At 66.7% G+C, this 18633-nt stretch carries 18 protein-coding genes and 1 riboswitch; of the genes, 14 read left to right on the top strand and 4 right to left on the bottom strand.

Annotated elements, in window-relative coordinates; all coding sequences use genetic code 11:
* Positions 1 to 88 precede the first annotated feature (88 nt).
* Both C1877_RS03850 and C1877_RS03845 read right to left on the bottom strand, forming a co-directional pair.
* Positions 89 to 922: a nitroreductase family protein gene (locus C1877_RS03850; RefSeq protein WP_220149889.1), complete on the bottom strand. Its 834-nt coding sequence runs from the start codon at positions 920 to 922 to the stop codon at positions 89 to 91.
* Positions 919 to 1305, bottom strand: coding sequence for an ArsR/SmtB family transcription factor (locus C1877_RS03845; RefSeq protein WP_114568429.1), 387 nt, complete (start codon positions 1303 to 1305; stop codon positions 919 to 921). The genes C1877_RS03850 and C1877_RS03845 overlap by 4 nt, the downstream gene beginning before the upstream one ends.
* Before the next feature lie 305 nt (positions 1306 to 1610).
* Between C1877_RS03845 and C1877_RS03840 the strand changes: the two genes are divergently transcribed.
* Complete coding sequence (locus C1877_RS03840) at positions 1611 to 1901, top strand: hypothetical protein (protein WP_181813784.1); 291 nt, start codon at positions 1611 to 1613, stop codon at positions 1899 to 1901.
* A riboswitch (Fluoride riboswitch) is annotated at positions 1902 to 1978 on the top strand. It abuts the gene before it with no gap.
* A gap of 90 nt (positions 1979 to 2068) precedes the next feature.
* Positions 2069 to 2470, top strand: a complete 402-nt coding sequence (crcB, locus tag C1877_RS03835; protein ID WP_114568427.1) for a fluoride efflux transporter CrcB — start codon at positions 2069 to 2071, stop codon at positions 2468 to 2470.
* 42 nt (positions 2471 to 2512) lie between these two features.
* Here crcB and C1877_RS03830 read toward each other — a convergent pair whose 3' ends face one another.
* Entirely contained in the window at positions 2513 to 4012 is a 1500-nt protein-coding gene (locus tag C1877_RS03830) for a response regulator transcription factor (RefSeq protein WP_181813783.1), read from the bottom strand.
* Positions 4013 to 4368: 356 nt separating this feature from the next.
* On the opposite strand from C1877_RS03830, the gene C1877_RS03825 reads away from it, so the two are divergent.
* The 12 genes from C1877_RS03825 (at position 4369) to C1877_RS03770 (ending at position 17257) form a co-directional block, all read left to right on the top strand.
* Positions 4369 to 5616 carry an MFS transporter gene (locus tag C1877_RS03825; protein ID WP_162524397.1) on the top strand — a complete coding sequence of 416 codons (1248 nt, stop codon included), beginning with the start codon at positions 4369 to 4371 and terminating at the stop codon, positions 5614 to 5616.
* Positions 5617 to 5842: 226 nt separating this feature from the next.
* The gene (locus C1877_RS03820) at positions 5843 to 6079 is read left to right on the top strand and encodes a hypothetical protein (protein ID WP_087191976.1); all 237 of its coding nucleotides are present in this window, start codon (positions 5843 to 5845) and stop codon (positions 6077 to 6079) included.
* 30 nt (positions 6080 to 6109) lie between these two features.
* Positions 6110 to 8422: a molybdopterin-dependent oxidoreductase gene (locus C1877_RS03815; RefSeq protein WP_114568424.1), complete on the top strand. Its 2313-nt coding sequence runs from the start codon at positions 6110 to 6112 to the stop codon at positions 8420 to 8422.
* A gap of 33 nt (positions 8423 to 8455) precedes the next feature.
* Positions 8456 to 8788: a 4Fe-4S dicluster domain-containing protein gene (locus C1877_RS03810; RefSeq protein ID WP_114568556.1), complete on the top strand. Its 333-nt coding sequence runs from the start codon at positions 8456 to 8458 to the stop codon at positions 8786 to 8788.
* A gap of 70 nt (positions 8789 to 8858) precedes the next feature.
* Positions 8859 to 10364 (top strand): MFS transporter, encoded by a 1506-nt coding sequence (locus tag C1877_RS03805; protein WP_114568423.1) that lies wholly within the window; start codon positions 8859 to 8861, stop codon positions 10362 to 10364.
* A gap of 134 nt (positions 10365 to 10498) precedes the next feature.
* Positions 10499 to 10735, top strand: coding sequence for a hypothetical protein (locus tag C1877_RS03800; RefSeq protein WP_087191973.1), 237 nt, complete (start codon positions 10499 to 10501; stop codon positions 10733 to 10735).
* A gap of 34 nt (positions 10736 to 10769) precedes the next feature.
* Entirely contained in the window at positions 10770 to 12068 is a 1299-nt protein-coding gene (locus C1877_RS03795; RefSeq protein ID WP_114568422.1) for a trigger factor, read from the top strand.
* A 6-nt stretch (positions 12069 to 12074) separates the two neighbouring features.
* Positions 12075 to 12350 carry a hypothetical protein gene (locus C1877_RS03790; protein ID WP_114568421.1) on the top strand — a complete coding sequence of 92 codons (276 nt, stop codon included), beginning with the start codon at positions 12075 to 12077 and terminating at the stop codon, positions 12348 to 12350.
* A complete protein-coding gene (locus C1877_RS03785; RefSeq protein ID WP_114568420.1) occupies positions 12343 to 14649 on the top strand; it encodes a molybdopterin-dependent oxidoreductase in 2307 nt (768 codons plus the stop codon). Before C1877_RS03790 ends, C1877_RS03785 begins: the two co-directional genes overlap by 8 nt.
* A 20-nt stretch (positions 14650 to 14669) precedes the next feature.
* A complete protein-coding gene (locus C1877_RS03780; RefSeq protein WP_114568419.1) occupies positions 14670 to 15005 on the top strand; it encodes a 4Fe-4S dicluster domain-containing protein in 336 nt (111 codons plus the stop codon).
* A gap of 155 nt (positions 15006 to 15160) precedes the next feature.
* A complete protein-coding gene (locus C1877_RS03775; protein WP_114568418.1) occupies positions 15161 to 16333 on the top strand; it encodes an MFS transporter in 1173 nt (390 codons plus the stop codon).
* 210 nt (positions 16334 to 16543) lie between these two features.
* Entirely contained in the window at positions 16544 to 17257 is a 714-nt protein-coding gene (locus C1877_RS03770) for a VanZ family protein (RefSeq protein ID WP_114568417.1), read from the top strand.
* A 127-nt stretch (positions 17258 to 17384) separates the two neighbouring features.
* Here the strand turns inward: C1877_RS03770 and pyrE are convergent, their stop codons facing one another.
* Complete coding sequence (pyrE, locus tag C1877_RS03765; RefSeq protein WP_114568416.1) at positions 17385 to 18062, bottom strand: orotate phosphoribosyltransferase; 678 nt, start codon at positions 18060 to 18062, stop codon at positions 17385 to 17387.
* Positions 18063 to 18633: the final 571 nt, after the last annotated feature.

The following is an 18633-nucleotide window of genomic DNA, read 5'->3' as shown; positions in this document are numbered from 1 at the left end:
ATGTCTCATTCCGCGATGCGGCAAGGCTTCGGCAGACGTATTGGAATGAGACATTATCCCCGTCCCCCTGTCACGCCCCGTCCCCCTGTCACACCCAGGCGAAGCTCTCCGTGCCGGCGCCCACCTCGAAGTGGTATTTTGCGATGCCCAGGTCCACGGCGGTGTAGGCGCCGGAGAGGGTTTGGGCGCGCACCGTCTTGCCGTCGGGCAGCAGCTCGAAGCGGAACTTCTGCTGGTTCAGGGCCGTGGGGGCGAGCAGCGCCGCCCGCACGCCGCGTTCGAACCATTCCGGCGGCTTCCCGGCCGCACGGCTCACGTCCTCGGGTGCCTTCGACTTGCGCGGTCTGCCCTGCGTGGCGCCGTAGCCGAGCGCCAGCGCGCAGACAAGCCTCTCTTCCGGCCCGGCGAGGCGGCGGACCTGCCGCTTGCTGAACGTGAGGGCTGCCCAGCACGTGTTCAACCCGAGCGCCTGGGCCGCGAGCACGAGGCGCTCGCCGTAGTAGCCCGCGCGCCCGTCCAGGTCGTCGGCCGTTTTCCCGATGATCGCCACGTAATTGCGCACGTTGGCAAACTTCCCGTAGCGTGCCAGCATGCTGGAGAACGCCCGCGGCTCGTCGAGCACGACCTGCATGCGCAGGCCGCCCTCGCGGTTGCAGGCGTCCAGCTCGTCGCACAGTGCGGCGAGCACCGGGCCCTCGATACGTTGGCCGGTGAAGCTGCGCACCGAGTGGCGGCGCTCCATCGCCTCCTCGACGGTGCAGAGGGGGAGGGCGCCGCCTGAGGGGGTCGTGCGATCCTCGCACGCCGCAGCGTCCTCATACGCTCTCCCGGGCATGTCCTCGTCTTCGCGGGCGCCGCCGGGCCCTTCTTCGACCTTCTCCATAATGCCGCGCTTCTTCTGCTCGTGCGGGTTCGTTGTCATCGCTGCACCTTTCCTTCGCTGTCTTGCAGGTAGCCTTCGAGGTTGGCCTGCTGTACCAGCTCGTAGACGCGGTCGACGAGCTGCTTGAGTTGCGCCCACTGCGCGTCGTCGGCGGCAATGTGGTAGAAGTTCATGGTGCCCGCGCGCCGAAGGGCGATGATGTTCGCGTCGCGCAGGATCTTCAGGTGGTGCGACACGGCGGGGCGGGAGAGGTGCGTGCGCACCGTGATCTCGCCCACGCGCAAGCCGCACTCCTCGGCCTCCAACAGCGCCATGATGATCTGCTGGCGCGTCTCGTCGCCCAGAGCCCCGATGATGCCCCGGCACTTCTTGAACCCCTCTGCGAGGTCCTGCCTGCTCTGCGCCCATTCGCGTTCGTCCATCGATGCTCCTTCGTCCATCGCGTCTTATACGGTTCGATTGTTCGAACCATTAAACCATGAAGAGGCTGCTCGCAAGGCGGGGGAAGGCTGGCGTTTTCCCTTGGGAAAGAAATTCGAGACGGAGGCCGGGGCCCTCCGGTTCCGCCCTGGCTCTTACCGCCGAGTGCCCCGTGACCGCTGGTGCGCCGCCGACCCCGTACCGCCGGCGCTTGCACCGGCCGTCGCGCATGACGCGCGGGCATTCGTTTCGCTACGGGTCGATGCGGGCAATTGCGCCGGGGTGCCGGGCATGGTTGCATGGGCGCATGGGATTTCGCAAGACATACGTGGACGTGGTGGCGAACATCGACGTGGACGGGCGCGTGACGCCGCTGTCCATCCGGTGGCGCGACGGCCGGACGTTCGAGATCGACCGGGTGCACGAGGCCATCCGGCGCGCGTCCACCCGGGTGGGCGGCACGGGGATACGCTACCTGGTGACGGTTCACGGCCGCGACAAGTACCTGTTCTTCGAGGACCCGCGCTGGTTCGTGGAAGAGGTCGTGCCCGAGAACGAGGGGAGCGCCCCGCTTGCGGGCGGGGCCCGCAAGCGGTAGAATGCCTGCGGGAATGAGGTTCTCCCTAAGCCGCTCGAAGGCTTGAACCGCGTAAAGCTGATGACTTCTGCAAACGGACTCCCCATGGGGGAGCGCCCGCGCGCGGGTCGTCGGCTTTTTTCATGCCGCGCGGCCGGCGGGGGAGGGTGTGTCGGAAAGGATGGGATATGGCAGCGGTGCTCTGGGTGGGCGCCGGCGGGTTTCTGGGCGCCGTCGGGCGCTACCTGCTGGGGCTCGTGCCCTTCGAGGGGGACTTCCCCCTTATGACGTTCCTCGTGAACTTCGCCGGTGCGGTGGCCATCGGCGCGATAACCGAGGTGGCGGGTGCCACGTCGGCCCTGTCGGCCGAGGCGGCGCTCTTCTTGAAGACGGGCGTGTGCGGCGGCTTCACCACGTTCTCCACGTTCTCGCTGGAGACGCTCGCGCTGTTCGAGGGCGGCAAGTACGCGACGGCCGCGCTCTACGCCGGCGGCAGCCTTGTTGCCTGCGTGTTGGGCGTAGCGGCGGGCAAGCTTGCCGTGCGCGGCGCGCTGTCGCTCGTGCAGCTCATCGGCGCACAGGGCGCCTGACGGAGCGGGAGGCGCGTTGGACGCGCGGCCGGCCGGCGCGCTTCACGCCGTATCGCCGGCCTCCTGGGCCTCCACGATGTCGATGAGCTCCTGCTGCGAATGAATGCCCATCTTCTGGTAGATGTGGTAGGTGCGCGTCTTGACGGTGCGCTCGGCCACGTAGAGCTGGTCGGCGATATGGCGCGCGTTGCGCCCCTTCACCAGGTAGAACAGTATCTCTCCCTCGCGTGGGGTAAGGTTGAAGGCGCGGGTCGCCTCGGCGCATTTGTGCTTGTAATGCTGCTCCACCACCGCCTCGGGGTCGGTCTCGGGCTCGGACATCGGGGCGGGAGGCGCCTCGACGGGCTCGGGCTCCTCGGCCACGATAGCGTACTGGTCGGGCCTGACGGTGGCGACCACGATGTAGGCGCATACCAGCATGATGAGGACCATGGCCGCCACGGTGAGCCAGCCCTTGCCGAAGTCCGTGGCCACGAACGCGCCGGCGAACCAGCCGAGTGCCTGGCCGAGGACGATGAAGAAGCGTCCTCTCGCGAAGCAGTAGCACGGCGAGATGGACAGCAGCGTGCCGCGCAGCGACAGCACCGTGGCGTTCGTGTAGTCCAGCAGGTACAGGATGACGAAGAGCGGCGGCGCGGCGACGGTGTTCCAAGGCGCCTGCAGGAATCCGGAGAGGATGAGCCCGCACACGAGGAAGGGCAAGAGCACGAGCTGCACCCTTCCCATGGCAAGGAGCCGGGGCGCCTTCCGGCTCAGGAGCAGGAAAATAAGCGCGACGCAGACGAACGCCGCGCCCATGGTGATGGGCGGCAGGACGCCCTTGCTGATTCGCGCGACGACGAGCCCTGCTATCACGCCGCACATCATGCCGTCGACCAGCATGATGTAGGAGCCGTTCGGGCTGTACCGGCTCGTCTCCGCCAGCCAGCGCTCGTCGCGCTCGCTCGTGAGCTCGGTCGTGCTCGGCGGTGAGGCTGCGAGAAGCGCGAACGAGCTCGCGCACAGCAGCAGGAACGCCGTGATGGCGGCAGGGCCGGGCATGGCCAAGACGCCGGCCACGATGCATCCTGCCAGTCCGAACGACCATAGGTTGGCTGCGCGGATGCGCTCCTCGCCAAGCGAGCTGCGCACGTCCGCCCAGACGCACGAAAAGTAGGCGCCCGAGGCGCCGAACACGGCCCAGAGCGCGAACTGGAGTACCAGGGGAAGTGCGAACGCGAGCACCGTCTCGAGCAGGACGATACCGGGCAACAGCAGCTGCAGGGCCAGGAAGCCGGTTCGCACCCGGTTGGAGGAGACGAGCTCGTTGCGACCCTTGCAGCGCGTGACGACGAAGTGGAAGCCTGCCATGGCGGCGAACATCGTGCCGTGGGTGAGGCCGTGCATGACGGGCGTGTTGGTTGCGACCGTGGCCAGCAGCGGGCTGAAGGCGGCAAGCAGCACGGACGCGGTGAAGAGCGTGAACCCCGCGATCCCCGCCAGCTCCCGCTCGCTGTAGCGGTTCGCCTTGCGATTTGCATGCCCCTTGGTGGTTTCGGCCATGGTCGCGTATCCCCCCTGATTCCACGTACCCATGCGAAAGCCGGCGCGCGGCTCGGCTTGGGAGGGCCCGCCCTCCGATGCGCTGCTCCGCAGGTTTCGGATATATCGTATTCTATCGCGTGCGGTATGCTATCGAGAGTACGTTTTCTCGTTTCGATGCCGCTGGAGCCGATTTAATCCTCTGAGTAGCAAGACAAAAACCGTCCCCGTGGCAATTATGGCCAAGCGACGGGCGGATGCCCTGCGGCGCGCGAGGGGTGCGGTCGCAGGCGCGGCCTCCGTCGGTCCGGCGGCAGGGCCCGTGCTGCGTTGTACTCGGCGACGCAAGCGGCCCTCGGCGTAAAGGGGAAGGCGCCATGAGAGAGACGTTTCGCAGGTTCTTCGCCTATTTCAGGATCGAGCACGCGCTCGTGCTCGTGCCCGTGTTCGGGTTCGCGGTGTACGACAGCGTGTTCTCGGCGTTCTCGTCGATTCTCGGCGTGCTGGGCGACGCGTATCCGGACGTGCCGCGCACGATGGTGCAGATGGTGCTCTCGGTGCCGCCCCTGGTGAGCATCCCCGGAACGCTGTTATCGGGGTTCTTGTCCTCGTACGTGCGCAAGAAGCGCATCGCGGAGTTCGCGCTGGCGGTGCTGTTCGTCGGGGGCATGATCCCCGCAGTCTTGCCCGAGCCCAGCATCTTCGCCCTGTTCGCGTGCAGCGCCTGCGTGGGTCTCGGGCAGGGCCTCCTGCATCCCATGGCGAACGCTTTCATCTGCCAGACCTGGGACGACGACGGCGAGCGCAGTCGCGCCCTCGGGTTCAAGCAGGCGTTCAACTTCATTGGGGAGGCGCTGGTCGCCCTGCTCGTGGGGTTCTTGGCGCTTTCCCATTGGGGCAACGCGTTCCTCGTGTACCTGGGTGTGATACCCGTGTTCGTCGTAGCCCATATCGCGCTCCCCGAGGGCGGCCTGGACAAGCGGCTCGTCGGCGGGAAGGGACGTGCGGCCGGTTTGGGAGAGGTATTCAAGCCCCGCGCCGTCTACCTGTTCGCCCTGTTCTTCTTCGCCATGATGTTCCTGTTCGGCTTCCACACCAATATCGCCATGCTGGTGCAGGAGCGCGGCCTGGGCACGACGGCCGACGTGTCGGTGGTGGCCTCGTCGGTGAGCGTCGTGTCCTTCCTTGTGGGCATCGCATATGGGAAGGTGTCGAAGACGTTCGGCCCTTCCACGCTGTGCATCGGGTTCGGGTGCCTCTCCGCGGGAATGCTCGCCGTGGCGGCGTTCGGCTACAGCTTTCCGGTGATCATGGCGGGCGGGGTGCTGTTCGGCATCGGATCAGGCATCCAGCAGATCAGCACCATCTACTACATCTCGAAGACGGTGGACAAGAACGTGGTGACCATGGCCATCTCGGTGCTGGTCTCGTTCGTCTCGCTCGGCGCCACCTTGTCGCCGCTCGTTATCAACGGCCTGCAGGTGCTCGTGTGGGGTGCGGAATCGGCAGCGGGCTCACTCGCCGTGGCCGGATGCGGCTTCGCGGCGCTCGTCGCGGTGGAGGCGATGTCCTCCCGATGCAAAAGAGGGGCGGGTCGGCAGGGAAAAGGTGCTGGGCGCGGCTAATACCCAGAGTATCGCACCCCGTTGGAACAGTTTCAAACCGCCAGTTCAGAGCATGGTTTCCAAGTTAATACCCAGCAGCAGATGCGTCGGCGCCGCCAACCGGGGAAACTCGTCGGCATCGAAGCCGCCGTGGGCCAAATGAGCCGAGACGCGGTGGGGTCGAAGGATGAAGGAGGGCCTCGGGGAAGTTGGCGGCCCGAGGGAGTTGCGAGGAAGGAAGGTTCATATGGCAGATCAGGAGTTGCTCGCCCGGTATGCGCCGACGATCGATTCGCCGGAGACCAAGGAGGCTTACCTGCTCGACGGCGAGCTGTACATCCGCCACGAGTTCCGCGACCCGGCCGAGCTCCAAACGCGCATGACCTACCACCGGGTGGGGGAGGACAACGTCGTGTCGAACGACAACCTTGTCATGCTGGGCGTGTGGGCGCGCGCCCAGAAGCAGGGCGAGCAGGTGAAGTGATACGAGAGCGAACGCTGGAAGGAGAATTGCATGAGAGAGTGCTTCGATCCTCAAATCTACAAGAAGGATTGGCAGTACCAGGAAGGGGACCTCACCGTCACGCGCACGTGCCAATGGTCGGCTCCCGGCTGCCACCAGGGGTGCAGCATCCTGTTCTACACCGACAAGGAGGGCAAGCTCGTCAAGGTGGAGGGCGACCCGAACTCGCCGGTGACGGACGGCCGTTTGTGCATGCGCTGTCTGGTCATGGTGGAGGCCGTGTACCATCCCGACCGCATCATCCATCCGCTGAAGCGCGCCCGCGAAGACCGCGGCAAGGACAAGTGGGAGCGCATCACCATGGACGAGGCGTACGAGCTGTGCGTCGAGATGGTGAAGGACACCACCGAGAAGTACGGCGCGAAGTCCATCTGCACCGGCGCGGGCACGGGCCGCAACGCCACCTGGCAGTCCAACGTGCTTGGGCAGGGCGCCTTCGGCACGCCGAACGACAACTGCGGCCTGCTCGCGGGCAACTGCTGCTACACGCCGCGCATGCAGGGCATGAACGCGGTCTTGGGCGACACGTTCATCGCCGACTGCGGACAGCTCAACGAGGCGCGCTTCGACCACCCCGACTACCGGCGCCCCGACCTGTTCATCATCTGGGGCAACAACCCGCTTCGGGCCAACGCCGACGGCTTCTACGGGCACTGGATCATCGACTGCATGCGCCGCGGCTCGGAGCTGTTCGTGGTCGACCCGCAGGTGACGTGGCTCTCGGCGCATGCCAAGCTCTACGTGCAGGTGCGTCCCGGCACCGATGCGGCACTCGCTCTGGCCATCGGGCACGTGATGGTGGAGGAGGAGCTCTACGACAAGGAGTTCGTGGAGTGCTGGTGCTACGGTTTCGACGAGTACAAGGAGCGCGTGAGCGATTGGACGCCCGAACGCGCCGCGGAGATCTGCTGGTGCGAGTCTGAGAAGATCTACGAGGCAGCGCGCCTCATTGGCACCGCCGGCGTGACCACGCTGCAGTGGGGCGTGGCCTTCGACCAGACGAAGTGGGCGAACGGCACGGCGCATGCGGCCGTGGCCGTGCAGGCGCTTACCGGCAACATCGACAACCCCGGCGGCTTCGTGGGCATCAACTTCGGCTACGTGCAGTCCGACATCCGCGAGAACATTGCCAAGAGCCTGCCGAACGTCCGCGAGGGCCGCTTGGGCGACGACGGCAACTGGGGCCTCATGAACGCCGTGGGCAAGGGCGGCCACGCCATTCCCGAGGCCATCCTCGACGCGGCCGAGACGGGGGTGCCGTATCCGGTGAAGATGCTGTTCATGTGCTCCACGACGGCGTTCACCAACATGGCCGGCCAGGCACGGCGCGTGTACGACGTGTACAAGGACATGGACCACGTGGTGGTGTGCGACCTGTTCATGACGCCCACCGCCATGGCCATCGGCGACCTGTTCATCCCTATGGCCATGGGCTGCGAGCGCAACGGCGTGCGCGGCTGGTACACACCCCTGCGCTCCATCGTGAAGGTCACGCAGACCGGCGACGCCGTGGGCGACGAGCAGATGATGCTCGAGCTCGGCAAGAAGATGAACCCCGACCTGTTCTATTGGGACGACGTGCCCGAGATGCTGGAGTTCTGCACGAACAACATGGCCACGGTTCCCATCCATATCACGTTCAGCGAGCTGCGCGAGAAGGTGATCGTGTACCCCGAGTTCGAGTACTACAAGTACAAGACGGGCAAGCTCCGCTTCGACGGCAACCCCGGGTTCAACACGCTGTCCGGGCGCGTGGAGCTGTTCTGCAACATGTACAACAACGTGGGCATGGACCCGCTGCCCTACTTCAAGGAGCCACCCGAGAGCCCCGAGAGCACGCCCGAGCTGTTCGCCGAGTACCCGCTCGTGCTCACGACCGGGCGCCGCTGCTGGGAGTACTTCCATTCCGAGCATCGTCAGCTGCGCTCCATGCGCGAGTTCCACAAGTGGCCGATGTTCGCCATCAACCCGGCCGACGCCGAGGCGGCGGGCATCAAGGAGGGCGACTGGGCCGTCATCGAGAACGCGCACGGCAAGGCCATTGAGGTGGCCCATGTCACCGACACCATCATGAAGGGCGTGGTGAGCGCCGAGCACGGCTGGTGGTTCCCCGAGCGCGACAAGGAGGAGCCGTCGCTTTACGGGGTGTGGGAGTCCAACATCAACTGCCTCACCGTGCAGGGGGACTTCGGCCCGAGCGGCTACGGCTCGTCGTACAAGACCCAGCTCTGCCGTGTCTACCCGGCGCCGGAGGGATACGGGGCCGAGTTCGAGAGGATGTACGCGGAGCACCACAACCTGTAGGCGCCGCCATACTAAGGAAAGGAGATGGGACGCATGGCACAACATGGTCTTTTGATCGATTACGAGTTCTGCACGGGCTGCCACGCCTGCGAGATGGCGTGCAAAGTGGAGAAGGGCCTGGGCGAGGGCGAGTGGGGTATCAAGCTCGCCCAGATAGGGCCTTGGAAGCTGGACGGCGACGCGTGGGAATGGGACTACGTCCCACTGCCCACCCAGCGCTGCGACCTGTGCGCGGAGCGCGTGGCGGCGGGCAAGGTCCCGGCGTGCGTGCACCACTGCCAGTCGCTGGCGATGGAGTTCGGCCCGGTGGACGAGCTTGCCAAGAAAGCGGTCAAGCCGCGCATGGCGCTGTTCACGGTTTGGTAGGGGATTATGCCCCCGCAGTGCACCGGGAGGGCGCGCCGCGGGGGCCGGCATACGGCAAAGGGGGTTTCGCATGAGCGAGAAGGTTTCACAGCTAGGGGACCGGGCGGTTTCGGCCATCCAGAACAACGTTGGGCAGGCGCTCGGCCTGATATACGGCCTCGGCATGCTCACCTGGACGGCGTTCAACCAGATGAACAGCAACTACTGGTCGTATTTCCTCACCGAGATCTGCGGTCTCGAGCCCACCGTCATGGGCACCGTGAAGGCGGTCACGGGTGTGGGCGAGTGGTTCTTCGTCATCATAGCCGCCATCATCATCGAGCGCGTGTGGCTCAAGCACGGCCAGTACCGCAGCTGGCTTCTGGTGGCGCCGCCGGCGACGTTCGTCTGCCTGCTCATGACATTCGTCGATCCCGTGTTCCTGGACATGGGCGCCAAGACGGCTTGGATGATCTTCTTCCAGATCGTGGGCGGGTTCTTCTCCAGCTTCTTCATGATAGCCGCCACGTCCATCGTGCCGGTTATCAGCCGGACCGAGGCCGACCGCACGCTGCTCTCGCAGCGCAAGGCGCAGGGCAACATGCTGGTGAAGGTGCTGTTCGCCGCCATCTCGCTGCCGGCCATCCTGGCCATCAACGGCCTCGTGTACCGCGTGCCTGCCGGCGAGAACGCCCAGAACGCAGGGCCGGCCGGCTTCACGGTGCTGGCGCTCGTGTTCGGCATCATCATGATCGTCATGTTCGTGGTCATGTACAAGCGTATCGACGGCATGGATCCCACGCAGAAGATATGCGAGGAGCGCGCTGCGGCCAAGAAGCGCGGCGAGAAGGTGCCGCCCCTCGCCGCCGGCGAGAAGGTGGGCCTGGGCGAGATGCTCAAGTACTGGCTCACGAACCTGCCGGCCGTCATCGGCCTGTTCGCCGAGATCATCCGCTTCGTGGCGCAGATGACCATCCAGAGCATGGCCATGTACGTGTTCACCTACGCGTTCGGCGACGTGGCCATGGCGGCCGTCATGCTCACGGCGTGCAACGTCACGGGCCTCGTGGCCACGTTCGTGTCCGAGCCCGTCGCCCGCAAGGTGGGCATCCGCGCCACGTACCTGGTGGGCATCGGGGTGTCGTTCGCGTTCTCCGTTGTGTGCCTCTTCGTGGGCGCGTCGAGCATGATGGCCTTCATCGTGTGCATATGCGGCATCTACTTCGGCATGAACTTCATGAACGGCACCATGATGGGCATGCAGTCCAACGCCATCGCCTACGGCGAGTGGCGCGACGGCAAGACCGCCAAGGCGTTCATCATGTCCACGTTCCAGTGGTGCCCGAAGATTGCCAACGCGGTGGCCGGCCTGCTCACAGGCTTCGGCTTGGCCGCCATCGGGTTCGTGTCGGGCATGGAGGCGTCGCCCGAGCTCGCACAGGGCATGGTGAACATCATCTGCCTCATCCCTGCCGTGTGCTTCGGCGTGGCGTTCGCGGCCTTCTTCTTCGGCTACCGTCTGACACCGAAGAAGATGGAGCGGATCGCCGTCGACCTCGCTGCTCGCGAGGCTGAAAAGGGCGCGGACGGTAAGTAGCCGGCCGCCGATCGACTACAACCGGGCGGGCCGCAAACAGCGTGCTTGCGGCGGGGACCGAGCGTCCCGGTCAGCGACCTGCGCCGCGGCGAATGGCTGCGGACGGCCCGTCCCCAACGGAAAAGAGGACTCACATGTGCTTCAGACCAGCTGCCATCAGCATGGACAAGACGTGTCCCGCCTGCGGCGCGACCAACGATTTCAATAACGAGAACTGCGACCAGTGCGGCGCGACGCTGCCGAGCGCCCCGCCTATCGCGGGCATGCCGGGGGCGCCCGGGGCGCCAGGTGCCCCCGGAGCGCCAGCTGCCCCGAAAGCCCCGGCGGCGCCGGGAGCCCCTGCGGCCCCGAAGGCCCCTGCGGCCGAGTAGCGCCGGAGACGCAGCCAAGGACGGGAGGCGAGCCATGGACTTCAAGAAACTCGAGAGGGCGGACGATGAGGCGACCGGCGCGGTGGAGGTTGCCGTCGTGCTGGACGCCGCCGAGGTGCACCGACAGCTGGCGGAGTTCTACGGCGCGGCGGGCGCGGCGTGCAAGCTGCCGTCCGATGCGCAGTGGGACGATGTGGACGCCGCCGCCGCGCGCACGATGCCGCCGGAGGACTACCGCGAGGTGCGGCGCGACTTCGTGGTCAACCGAGCGGCGGGCGAGGCGCTCGCGGCGCTCGGCATCGAGCCGGCGCTCACGCCGCGCGTCCGCGCCACGGCGTACCCGGACGCGGGCGAGGACTTCGCCTTCGAGCTGTCCGCGGTGGAGAAGCCGGCGCTTTCGCTGTCGTCGGCGAACCCCGTGGAGATCGAGACGGAGGATGTCCGGGTGACCGGCGAGCTGGTCGATGCCCGCATCGCGGAGCTCATGGAGGCGCGCGCGGAGTTCCTGCCGGCCGACCCGCACCCGGTCGTGCTCGGCGACGTCGTGAGCGTCGACGTGGCCACGTTCTTGGAAGGGCGGCCGGTGCCGCGCCTCACGGGCAAGAGCATGGTGCTCGAGCTGGCGGACGGCTCCATGCCCGAATCCTTCGTCGAGCGGCTCGTGGGCATGGACGTGGGCCAGACGCGCACCTTCGACTACGAGGTACCGCGGCCGCGAGCCCTCGGCGACGGCGACGTGGAGTGCTACACGGCCACGGTCACGGTTCTCGGCCAGCTGCGCAAGGAAGTGCCGGCCCTCACCGACGCGTGGGTCGCCGAGAGCATAGAGGGCGCCTCCACGGCGGCGGAGTTCCGGGCTGCGGTGGCCCGCGGCCTCGAGGCTGAGGCTACGCTGCTCAACCGCGACGCGCATGCCCGCCTGGCGAACATCGAGCTGGAGAAGCGCCTGCAAGGGGTTATTCCCGACGCGTTCTACCAAGCCTCGCGGGACGGCCTGCGCCGCTCGCTCGAACGCGAGCTGGCCGGCAAGGGCCAGACGATCGACGACTACTACGAGCAGGAGCGCATGAACGAGGAGGAGCTCTCCGTGCAGCTGCTCATCAAGTCGGGCGAGAACCTGCGCCAGGGCTTCGCGCTGGAGGCCCTGTTCGACGCACGCGGCATGGAGCTTGCCGAGGATGACCTTCGGCTTGCGTGCGAGGAGGCGTTCGGCGCCGGGTCGTACGACCTGGAAACGCTCGAGCGCACGGGGAGGCGCCGTGTGGTGGAGGATGCAGCGAAGCGCATCGCCGCCCTCAACTGGCTCGCCGACACGGCGGTCGTGAAGGGCTGACCGGTCATGGAGCGCTGCTACGTGTGCAACCACTGCGGGAAATGCGACGAGATGGAATGGGGTATCGCCCCACCGCCGCCCGTCTGCCTCGACTGCGGGCATGTTGTGGAGCCGGGCGAGAGCCTCGTCCGCTGCGCCGTGTGCGGCAGCGGGCTCTTCGCGGCGGCCGACCGGGCCGCATCGCCCGGGCCCGGCGGCGCGCAGCCCTCCGTCGGCCCGCACAACCAGGGAAACCGCTTCGCTAACGGGCGGAGCGCAACAGAGAGGAGAGAGCATGAGTGAGTTGACCCGCGTGTCCGAGACGCCTCGCGTCACGGAGCTCGAGGATGGGACGAAGGTGTACCGCACGGCCCAGTGGTCGCCCCCGGGTTGTCACGGCGTCGGCTGCGGCCTGAGGGCGTTCGTCAAGGACGGCAAGTTGGTGAAGGTGGAAGGAGACCCCGACCAGCCCATCACGAACGGGCGCCTCTGCGTGCGCTGCCTGACGCTGCCCGAGTACCTCTACCACGAGGACCGTCTCCTGTATCCCATGAAGCGCGATCGCGCGTACCGCGGCCAGCCCGACAAGTGGGAGCGCATCTCGTGGGACGAGGCGTACGATATCATCGTGGAGAAGTACCGCGAGCTTACCGAGAAATACGGCCCCGACACGGTGTCGGTTTGGACGGGCACCGGCCGCGAGGCCAGCGCGTACCAGTTCCAAACGTGCAACCAGGTGTTCCACAGCCGGACGGCCATCCACGCCAACGGCGGCTGGTCGTGCGTCATCCCGCGCCAGACCGCCATGGACTGGCTTCTAGGCTGCGCCTACGTGGAGTACGACGGCGCCTTCGGCTTCAAGGACCGCTACGACGACCCGCGCTACGAGCTGCCCCGCTACATGCTCGTGTGGGGCCGCGACACGCTGTGGTCGAACCCGGACGGCCTGTTCGGGCACAGCACGGTTGACATGATGAAGCGCGGCATGAAGGTCATCGTGGTCGACCCTCGCGCCAACTGGCTCGCCCGCCACGCCGCCTACCATTTCCAGATCCGGCCCGGCACCGACGCGGCGCTCGCCATGGCATTCAACGCGGTCATCATCAAAGAGGACCTCTACGACCACGACTTCGTGGAGAAATGGACGTACGGCTTCGACGAGTACGCGGAGCGCTGCTGCACCATGACGCCCGAGAGGGCCGCCGAGATCTGCGAGGTGCCGGTCGAGGACATCTACGCCGCCGCCCGTTGCCTTGCGCAGAAGCCGTGCACGGCGTCGGTGGGCCTCAAGACCGACCAGAACCCCAACACGCTCCAGATATGCCATGCCATCTGGGGTATCTTTGCCATCTGCGGCAACCTGGACAACCCGGGCGGCATCAAGCTGGGACAGACCATGCTCAACGGCGGCTCCACGGGCCGCAAGGGCGTGGGCATGCTGGTGGAGGAAGAGGACACGAACCCCATCCCCATCGCCGGCCACGACCAGTATCCGGCCATGGACTTCATCATCAACACCACGCAGCCCGACTGCACGTTGGACACGCTGCGCACGAACATCCCGTACCCGATAGAGTTCCTGTTCATCCAGAGCTCGAACTTCATCTCGTCGTGCATCACCCAGCAGCCCATGCAGTGGATGGAGGCATGCCGCCACAAGGAGTTCGTGGTGGCCACCGACATCTTCATGAACCCCACTATCCAGGCGCTCGCCGACGTGGTGCTTCCGGTGTCCACCTCGCTCGAGCACGAGGGCATCGTCACGTTCCACGGCTGCAACCAGCCCGGCCAGTTCCATGCGCTCACGAAGGTGCTCGAGCCGCTCGGCGAGTGCAAGTCCGACCTGGAGATCATGCTCGACCTCGACCACCGCATCAACCCCGACCGCACCGAGGACGCCGAGAAGTGGTCGAGCCCGCATGCGTACCTGGACAACAAGATCCAGAACATACCCTACACGGCCGACCCCGACACGGGCGAGGACATGACCTACGAAACGCTGCGCGAATGGGTGTACGGCCGCTACGAGATTCCCTACTACCAGTACGAACTGGGGTTGCTGCGCGCCGACGGCAAGCCGGGCTTCAAATCACCCACCGGGCGCGTGGAGCTGTGGAGCACGGTGAAGCAGCACCTGGGCGAGGATCCGCTGCCCTACTACGAGGAGCCGCGCTTCTCCAAGCGCTCGCGCCCCGAATGGATCGACGAGTACCCGCTCGACTTCGTCACGGGCGCCCGCCGTCCCACGTCGTTCCACACCGAGCACCGCATGATCGATTCGCTGCGCGAGATACGCACCGCAGCCACGGTGGAGATCCACCCCGCCACCGCCGAGAAGCACGGCATCGGCCAGGGCGACTGGGTGACCATCGAGAACCCCTGGGGGAAGTGCCAGATGGTTGCCGACATCACGCCCATCGTGAAGGAGGGAGTCATCGGGTGCGACCACGGATGGTGGTACCCGGAGGACAAGGACGCCGAGCTGTTCAGCGTGCGCAAGTCGTCCATCAACTCGCTCATGCCGTGGAAGGAGATCGGGAAGCTGGGCCTGGGCTCCCACTACGGAGCGCTGCCCTGCAAGATCTACCGGACCGAAAACTAGCCTGGAAGGGAGGTATTGATATGGCCACCTATGGACTGATGATAGACAACGAGTACTGCACCGGCTGCCACACCTGCGAGATCGCCTGCCGCAACGAGCTGAGCCTGCCCTTGGGGCAATGGGGCATCAAGCTTTTGGAGATGGGGCCGTGGCGCAAGACCGACGGCACCTGGGAGGGTAAGTACGTCCCCGTGCCCACCACCTCGTGCAACCTGTGCGAGGGCCGTGTTGCCGCGGGCGGGGAGCCCTCGTGCGCGCTGCACTGTCTAGCTAACGCCATCGAGTATGGCACGCTCGAGGAGCTGGCCGCGAAGATGTCCGAACGCGGGGCGCAGTGCTCGGTGTTCCTGCCGTGAGCGCTGGGAGCCGGGCTCAAGGCACGCGGTCGGGAACGGCCGCGCCCGGCTCCTCTCCAGCTTGAGCGGCGCCGGTGCTTGGCGCGTACGACGTGAACTTGGCTCGGCCTGGATTCCAGCTTTGGGAGCCAGGGCCGCGGGGAGGGGGGGGAGGCATGGGGAGGGCAAAGCTGTGGAACCCGAAGTTCGCGCAGCTGTTCTGCATCGAGGCGATGCTACAGTTCGGACTGTACCTCACGCGCCCCCTCGTCGCAGGCTATGCGGTTTCGTTGGGAGCGTCCCTGACCTTGGCAGGGTTCCTCGCGGGGCTCCTTGCCGCAGCAGCCCTTGCCGCAAGGCCGGTGAGCGGAATCGCGGCGGACAGGCTGGGGAAAAAGGACCTGCTCTCCGTGTCCTGCGGGCTTTTCGCGATATCGGCTTTGGGGTGCGCCCTGTTCCGGTCGATTCCGCTCATGACGCTTTTCCTGACCCTGCAGGGGTTTGCCTTCGCCTTCAAATCGACCGTCGTCGTATCGCTTGCATCGCTTGTGGTCCCCGAGGAGAGGGTGGGGAGCGGCGTGGGGTGGCTGGGGGCGGCCTACACGATAGCCTGCGCCCTCGGTCCTGCGTTCGGCTCCCTCGTCGGCGACACGGCAGGTTATGCGGGCGCCTTCGCCGTCTCGGGGGCTTTGCTCTCGGCGGGGTTCGTCATGGCGGCCCTGTTCAAGGCGCCTCCCGCTGCGGGGGCTCGCGCGTCGTCGGGCGGGCGGTTTCGCGGTGGGCCCTCAGATTGGCTCTACGGCCCCGCGCTGCTGCTTTCCGCGATAGCCGGCCTGCTGATGGTGGCGCAGGGTGTGACGTCGTCGTTCGTGCTCGTGGTAGGCGAGATGCGCGGTATCGAGGGTGCCTCCCTGTATTTTCTGCTGTACTCCTTGGCAACGGCGACGGCGCGGCCTTTGGCTGGGCGCATCAGCGATGCGCGTGGTGTCCGCGCGGTAGCGGCTCCCATGATGATGCTCGCCGCATTCGGGATGCTGGCGGCGGCGTTCGTGGACTCGTTCGCGGGCATCGCCGTGGCGGGAGTGTGCATGGGGGCGGGGCAGGGGTCCGCGTACTGCGCCCTGCAGGCAGAGTCGGTGCGCGGGGTTTCGAAGGATCGGATTGGGCGCGCTGCGAACACGTTCTATCTCGGACCGGATCTCTGCATGGGCTTGGGTCCTGTTCTGGGAGGTTTCGTACTGCAGGCGGCGGGGGCGGCGGCCCTGTTCCTGTTCAACGCAACGGCCGTCCTGGCAGGCTTGGGGCTGCTTGTCGTTTGCGGAAGGCGGCGTGCCGACAGCGCCTCTTGACGGCAGCCGTGCAGCCACGCTCCGTCGGCTGCGAAGGCTGCCGTGCCCCCTCATGCTCCCGTCCCTTAAGCGTTCCTTAACCGGCGCTGAAGTTGCGGCTACGGTTGGCGCGCGCGGGGTGGGGCGGGGGCCTCAGGGCGGTACGCTTCTTCCTGCCCCGGTTGCGCGCACCGGGGCGCAACCGGGCGGAAGCGGAGAAGGAGCGGCCTTATGGAGCAGTCAAAGGCTTGCGGCGGTGCAGGCAAGGCAGCGGTCAGGGCGGACGGCCCTGCGAGGGACGGCGAACGCGACGGCGGGCCCCGCGGCGCGACCGAACGCGGGCTGGGACGCAGGGCCGGGCACGGGGCAGGTGGCGTGGCGGACGGCCTTCCGGGTATCGCCGCACCGGCGGCGTTCCAGATGGAACGGCCGGCGGGGTTCTTGGGAAGCCGGGCGCTCACCGGGTTCCTCTTCGCGGTCTATCTGGCGTTCTTGGTATGGATCGTCCTGCTTAAAGGGCAGTTCTCGCTTGACGTGGCAGGCACGATGCGCAGCGTGAACCTGGTGCCGTTGGCGGGCGCGACGGTCATCAACGGCGCGGCCGACTACCGCGAGACCGTGGAGAACCTGGTGGCGTTCGTGCCGTTCGGGCTGTACCTGGGCATGCTCGCAGGGCGCCAGCCGCTGTGGCGGGGCATCGCGGCCGTGGCGGCCGTGAGCCTGGGCTTCGAGGTGCTGCAGTTCGCGTTCGCCATGGGGGCGTCGGACGTCACCGACCTGATCGCGAACACGGCGGGCGGCGCGCTGGGGCTGGGCTTCTACGCGCTCGCGCGCCGCGCCTTCCGCTCGGAAGGGCGCGCGCTGCGCTGGTGCAACGCCGCGGGGCTTGCCTGCACGCTGCTCGTCCTGGCGCTGACGGCCCTGCTCGTGGCGGCGAACGGGTAGCGAGGCGACCTGGGTCTGCCCGGGAGGAACGACAGGGGGAGCGCACCATGCGCTCCCCCTGTCGTTCCTCCCGATGGCCGTCTTTTGCCTCGTTCGGCCTGACGGCCGCACCTGCGGGAGGGCGGGGCTACCTCGCGCCGTACTGCTCGTAGTAGGCGTCCAGTGCGGCCTTCACCTCGTCGTCGATGACGACGCGGCCCTGGCACTCGCGGTTCAGCAGGTGCTCCGTGACCTCGGCCATGTCCACGATGGACGCGCATGCGAAGCCGTAGCGCTCGCGCACCTCGTCGAGCGCGCAGATTTCGCCGCCCTTTCCGACTTCCATGCGGTTGAGCGACACCATGAGGCCCACCACCTCCACGTTCGCCTGCTGCATGAGGATGGGGTGCGTCTCCTCAATGGACTTGCCCGACGTGGTCACGTCCTCCACGATGACCACGCGGTCGCCGTCATGAAGTGCCGAGCCCAGCAGGATGCCCGTGTCGCCGTGGTCCTTGACCTCCTTGCGGTTCGAGCAGTAGCGCGCCTCCTTGCCGTAGAGCTCCGAGAGCGCCATCGTGGTGATCACGGAAAGCGGGATGCCCTTGTACGCCGGGCCGAACACCACGTCGAAGTCCAGGCCGAACGCGTCGTGGATGGCGCGGGCGTAGAACTGGCCCAGGCGGTGGAGCTGCGAGCCCGTCACGTAGGCGCCCGCGTTCATGAAGAAGGGGGACTTCCGGCCGCTCTTCAGCGTGAAGTCGCCGAACTTGAGCACGTCGCTCTCCACCATGAACTCGATGAACTCCTGCTTGTAGGCCTCCATGGGCGCTCCCTTCCTCCCGCGTGCGGCACCGTGCCGCACGCGCGCGTTCCGTCGTGCAACCATGATACAAGAACGCGGCCCGCTCCGCGTCTATTCGCGAAAAACTACAATAGGAGTCATTGACAACTATTAGATTACGTCATACAGTAAGGGCGGTCTGAAACACAGGAAGGCGCGCCCGGCATCCCACCCCCCAAGGGATGCCGGGCGCGCCTCGTTCGTGCGAGCTGGACCCGCCCTTCGCCTTGCCGTTCCAGGTGCCGTGCTACGCGTGCGCAACTCCTTTCTTCCGACGCCGGCGCGTTCGACGACGGGGATCCGTCCCGGTTCTGCCTCGAGGCGAACGACTGCGACCCCGGCATACGCTTCCGGTCCTGGCTGGCCGGGGGCAGCACCAAACCTCTCCTGCGCCGCCGCTGCGCCCGGGCGTTCCGGTTGTCGATTTTTTCTCCCGATTGCCATGCGCGCCCGTCAACGCCTGGTTGAAAGGCCATACTGCCAGTGGCGCGCTATTGCCAAGGGGGTGCGCAAGCGACGATGAAGGGCGAGGGGAGCCCTCCGTCGAACCGTG

The sequence above is a fragment of the Gordonibacter pamelaeae genome (assembly GCF_003340385.1).
In the GTDB taxonomy this organism is placed as follows: Bacteria; Actinomycetota; Coriobacteriia; order Coriobacteriales; family Eggerthellaceae; genus Gordonibacter; species Gordonibacter pamelaeae.
Note: the sequence above shows the minus strand (reverse complement) of the source record. Positions and strands in the feature narration are given on the sequence as shown.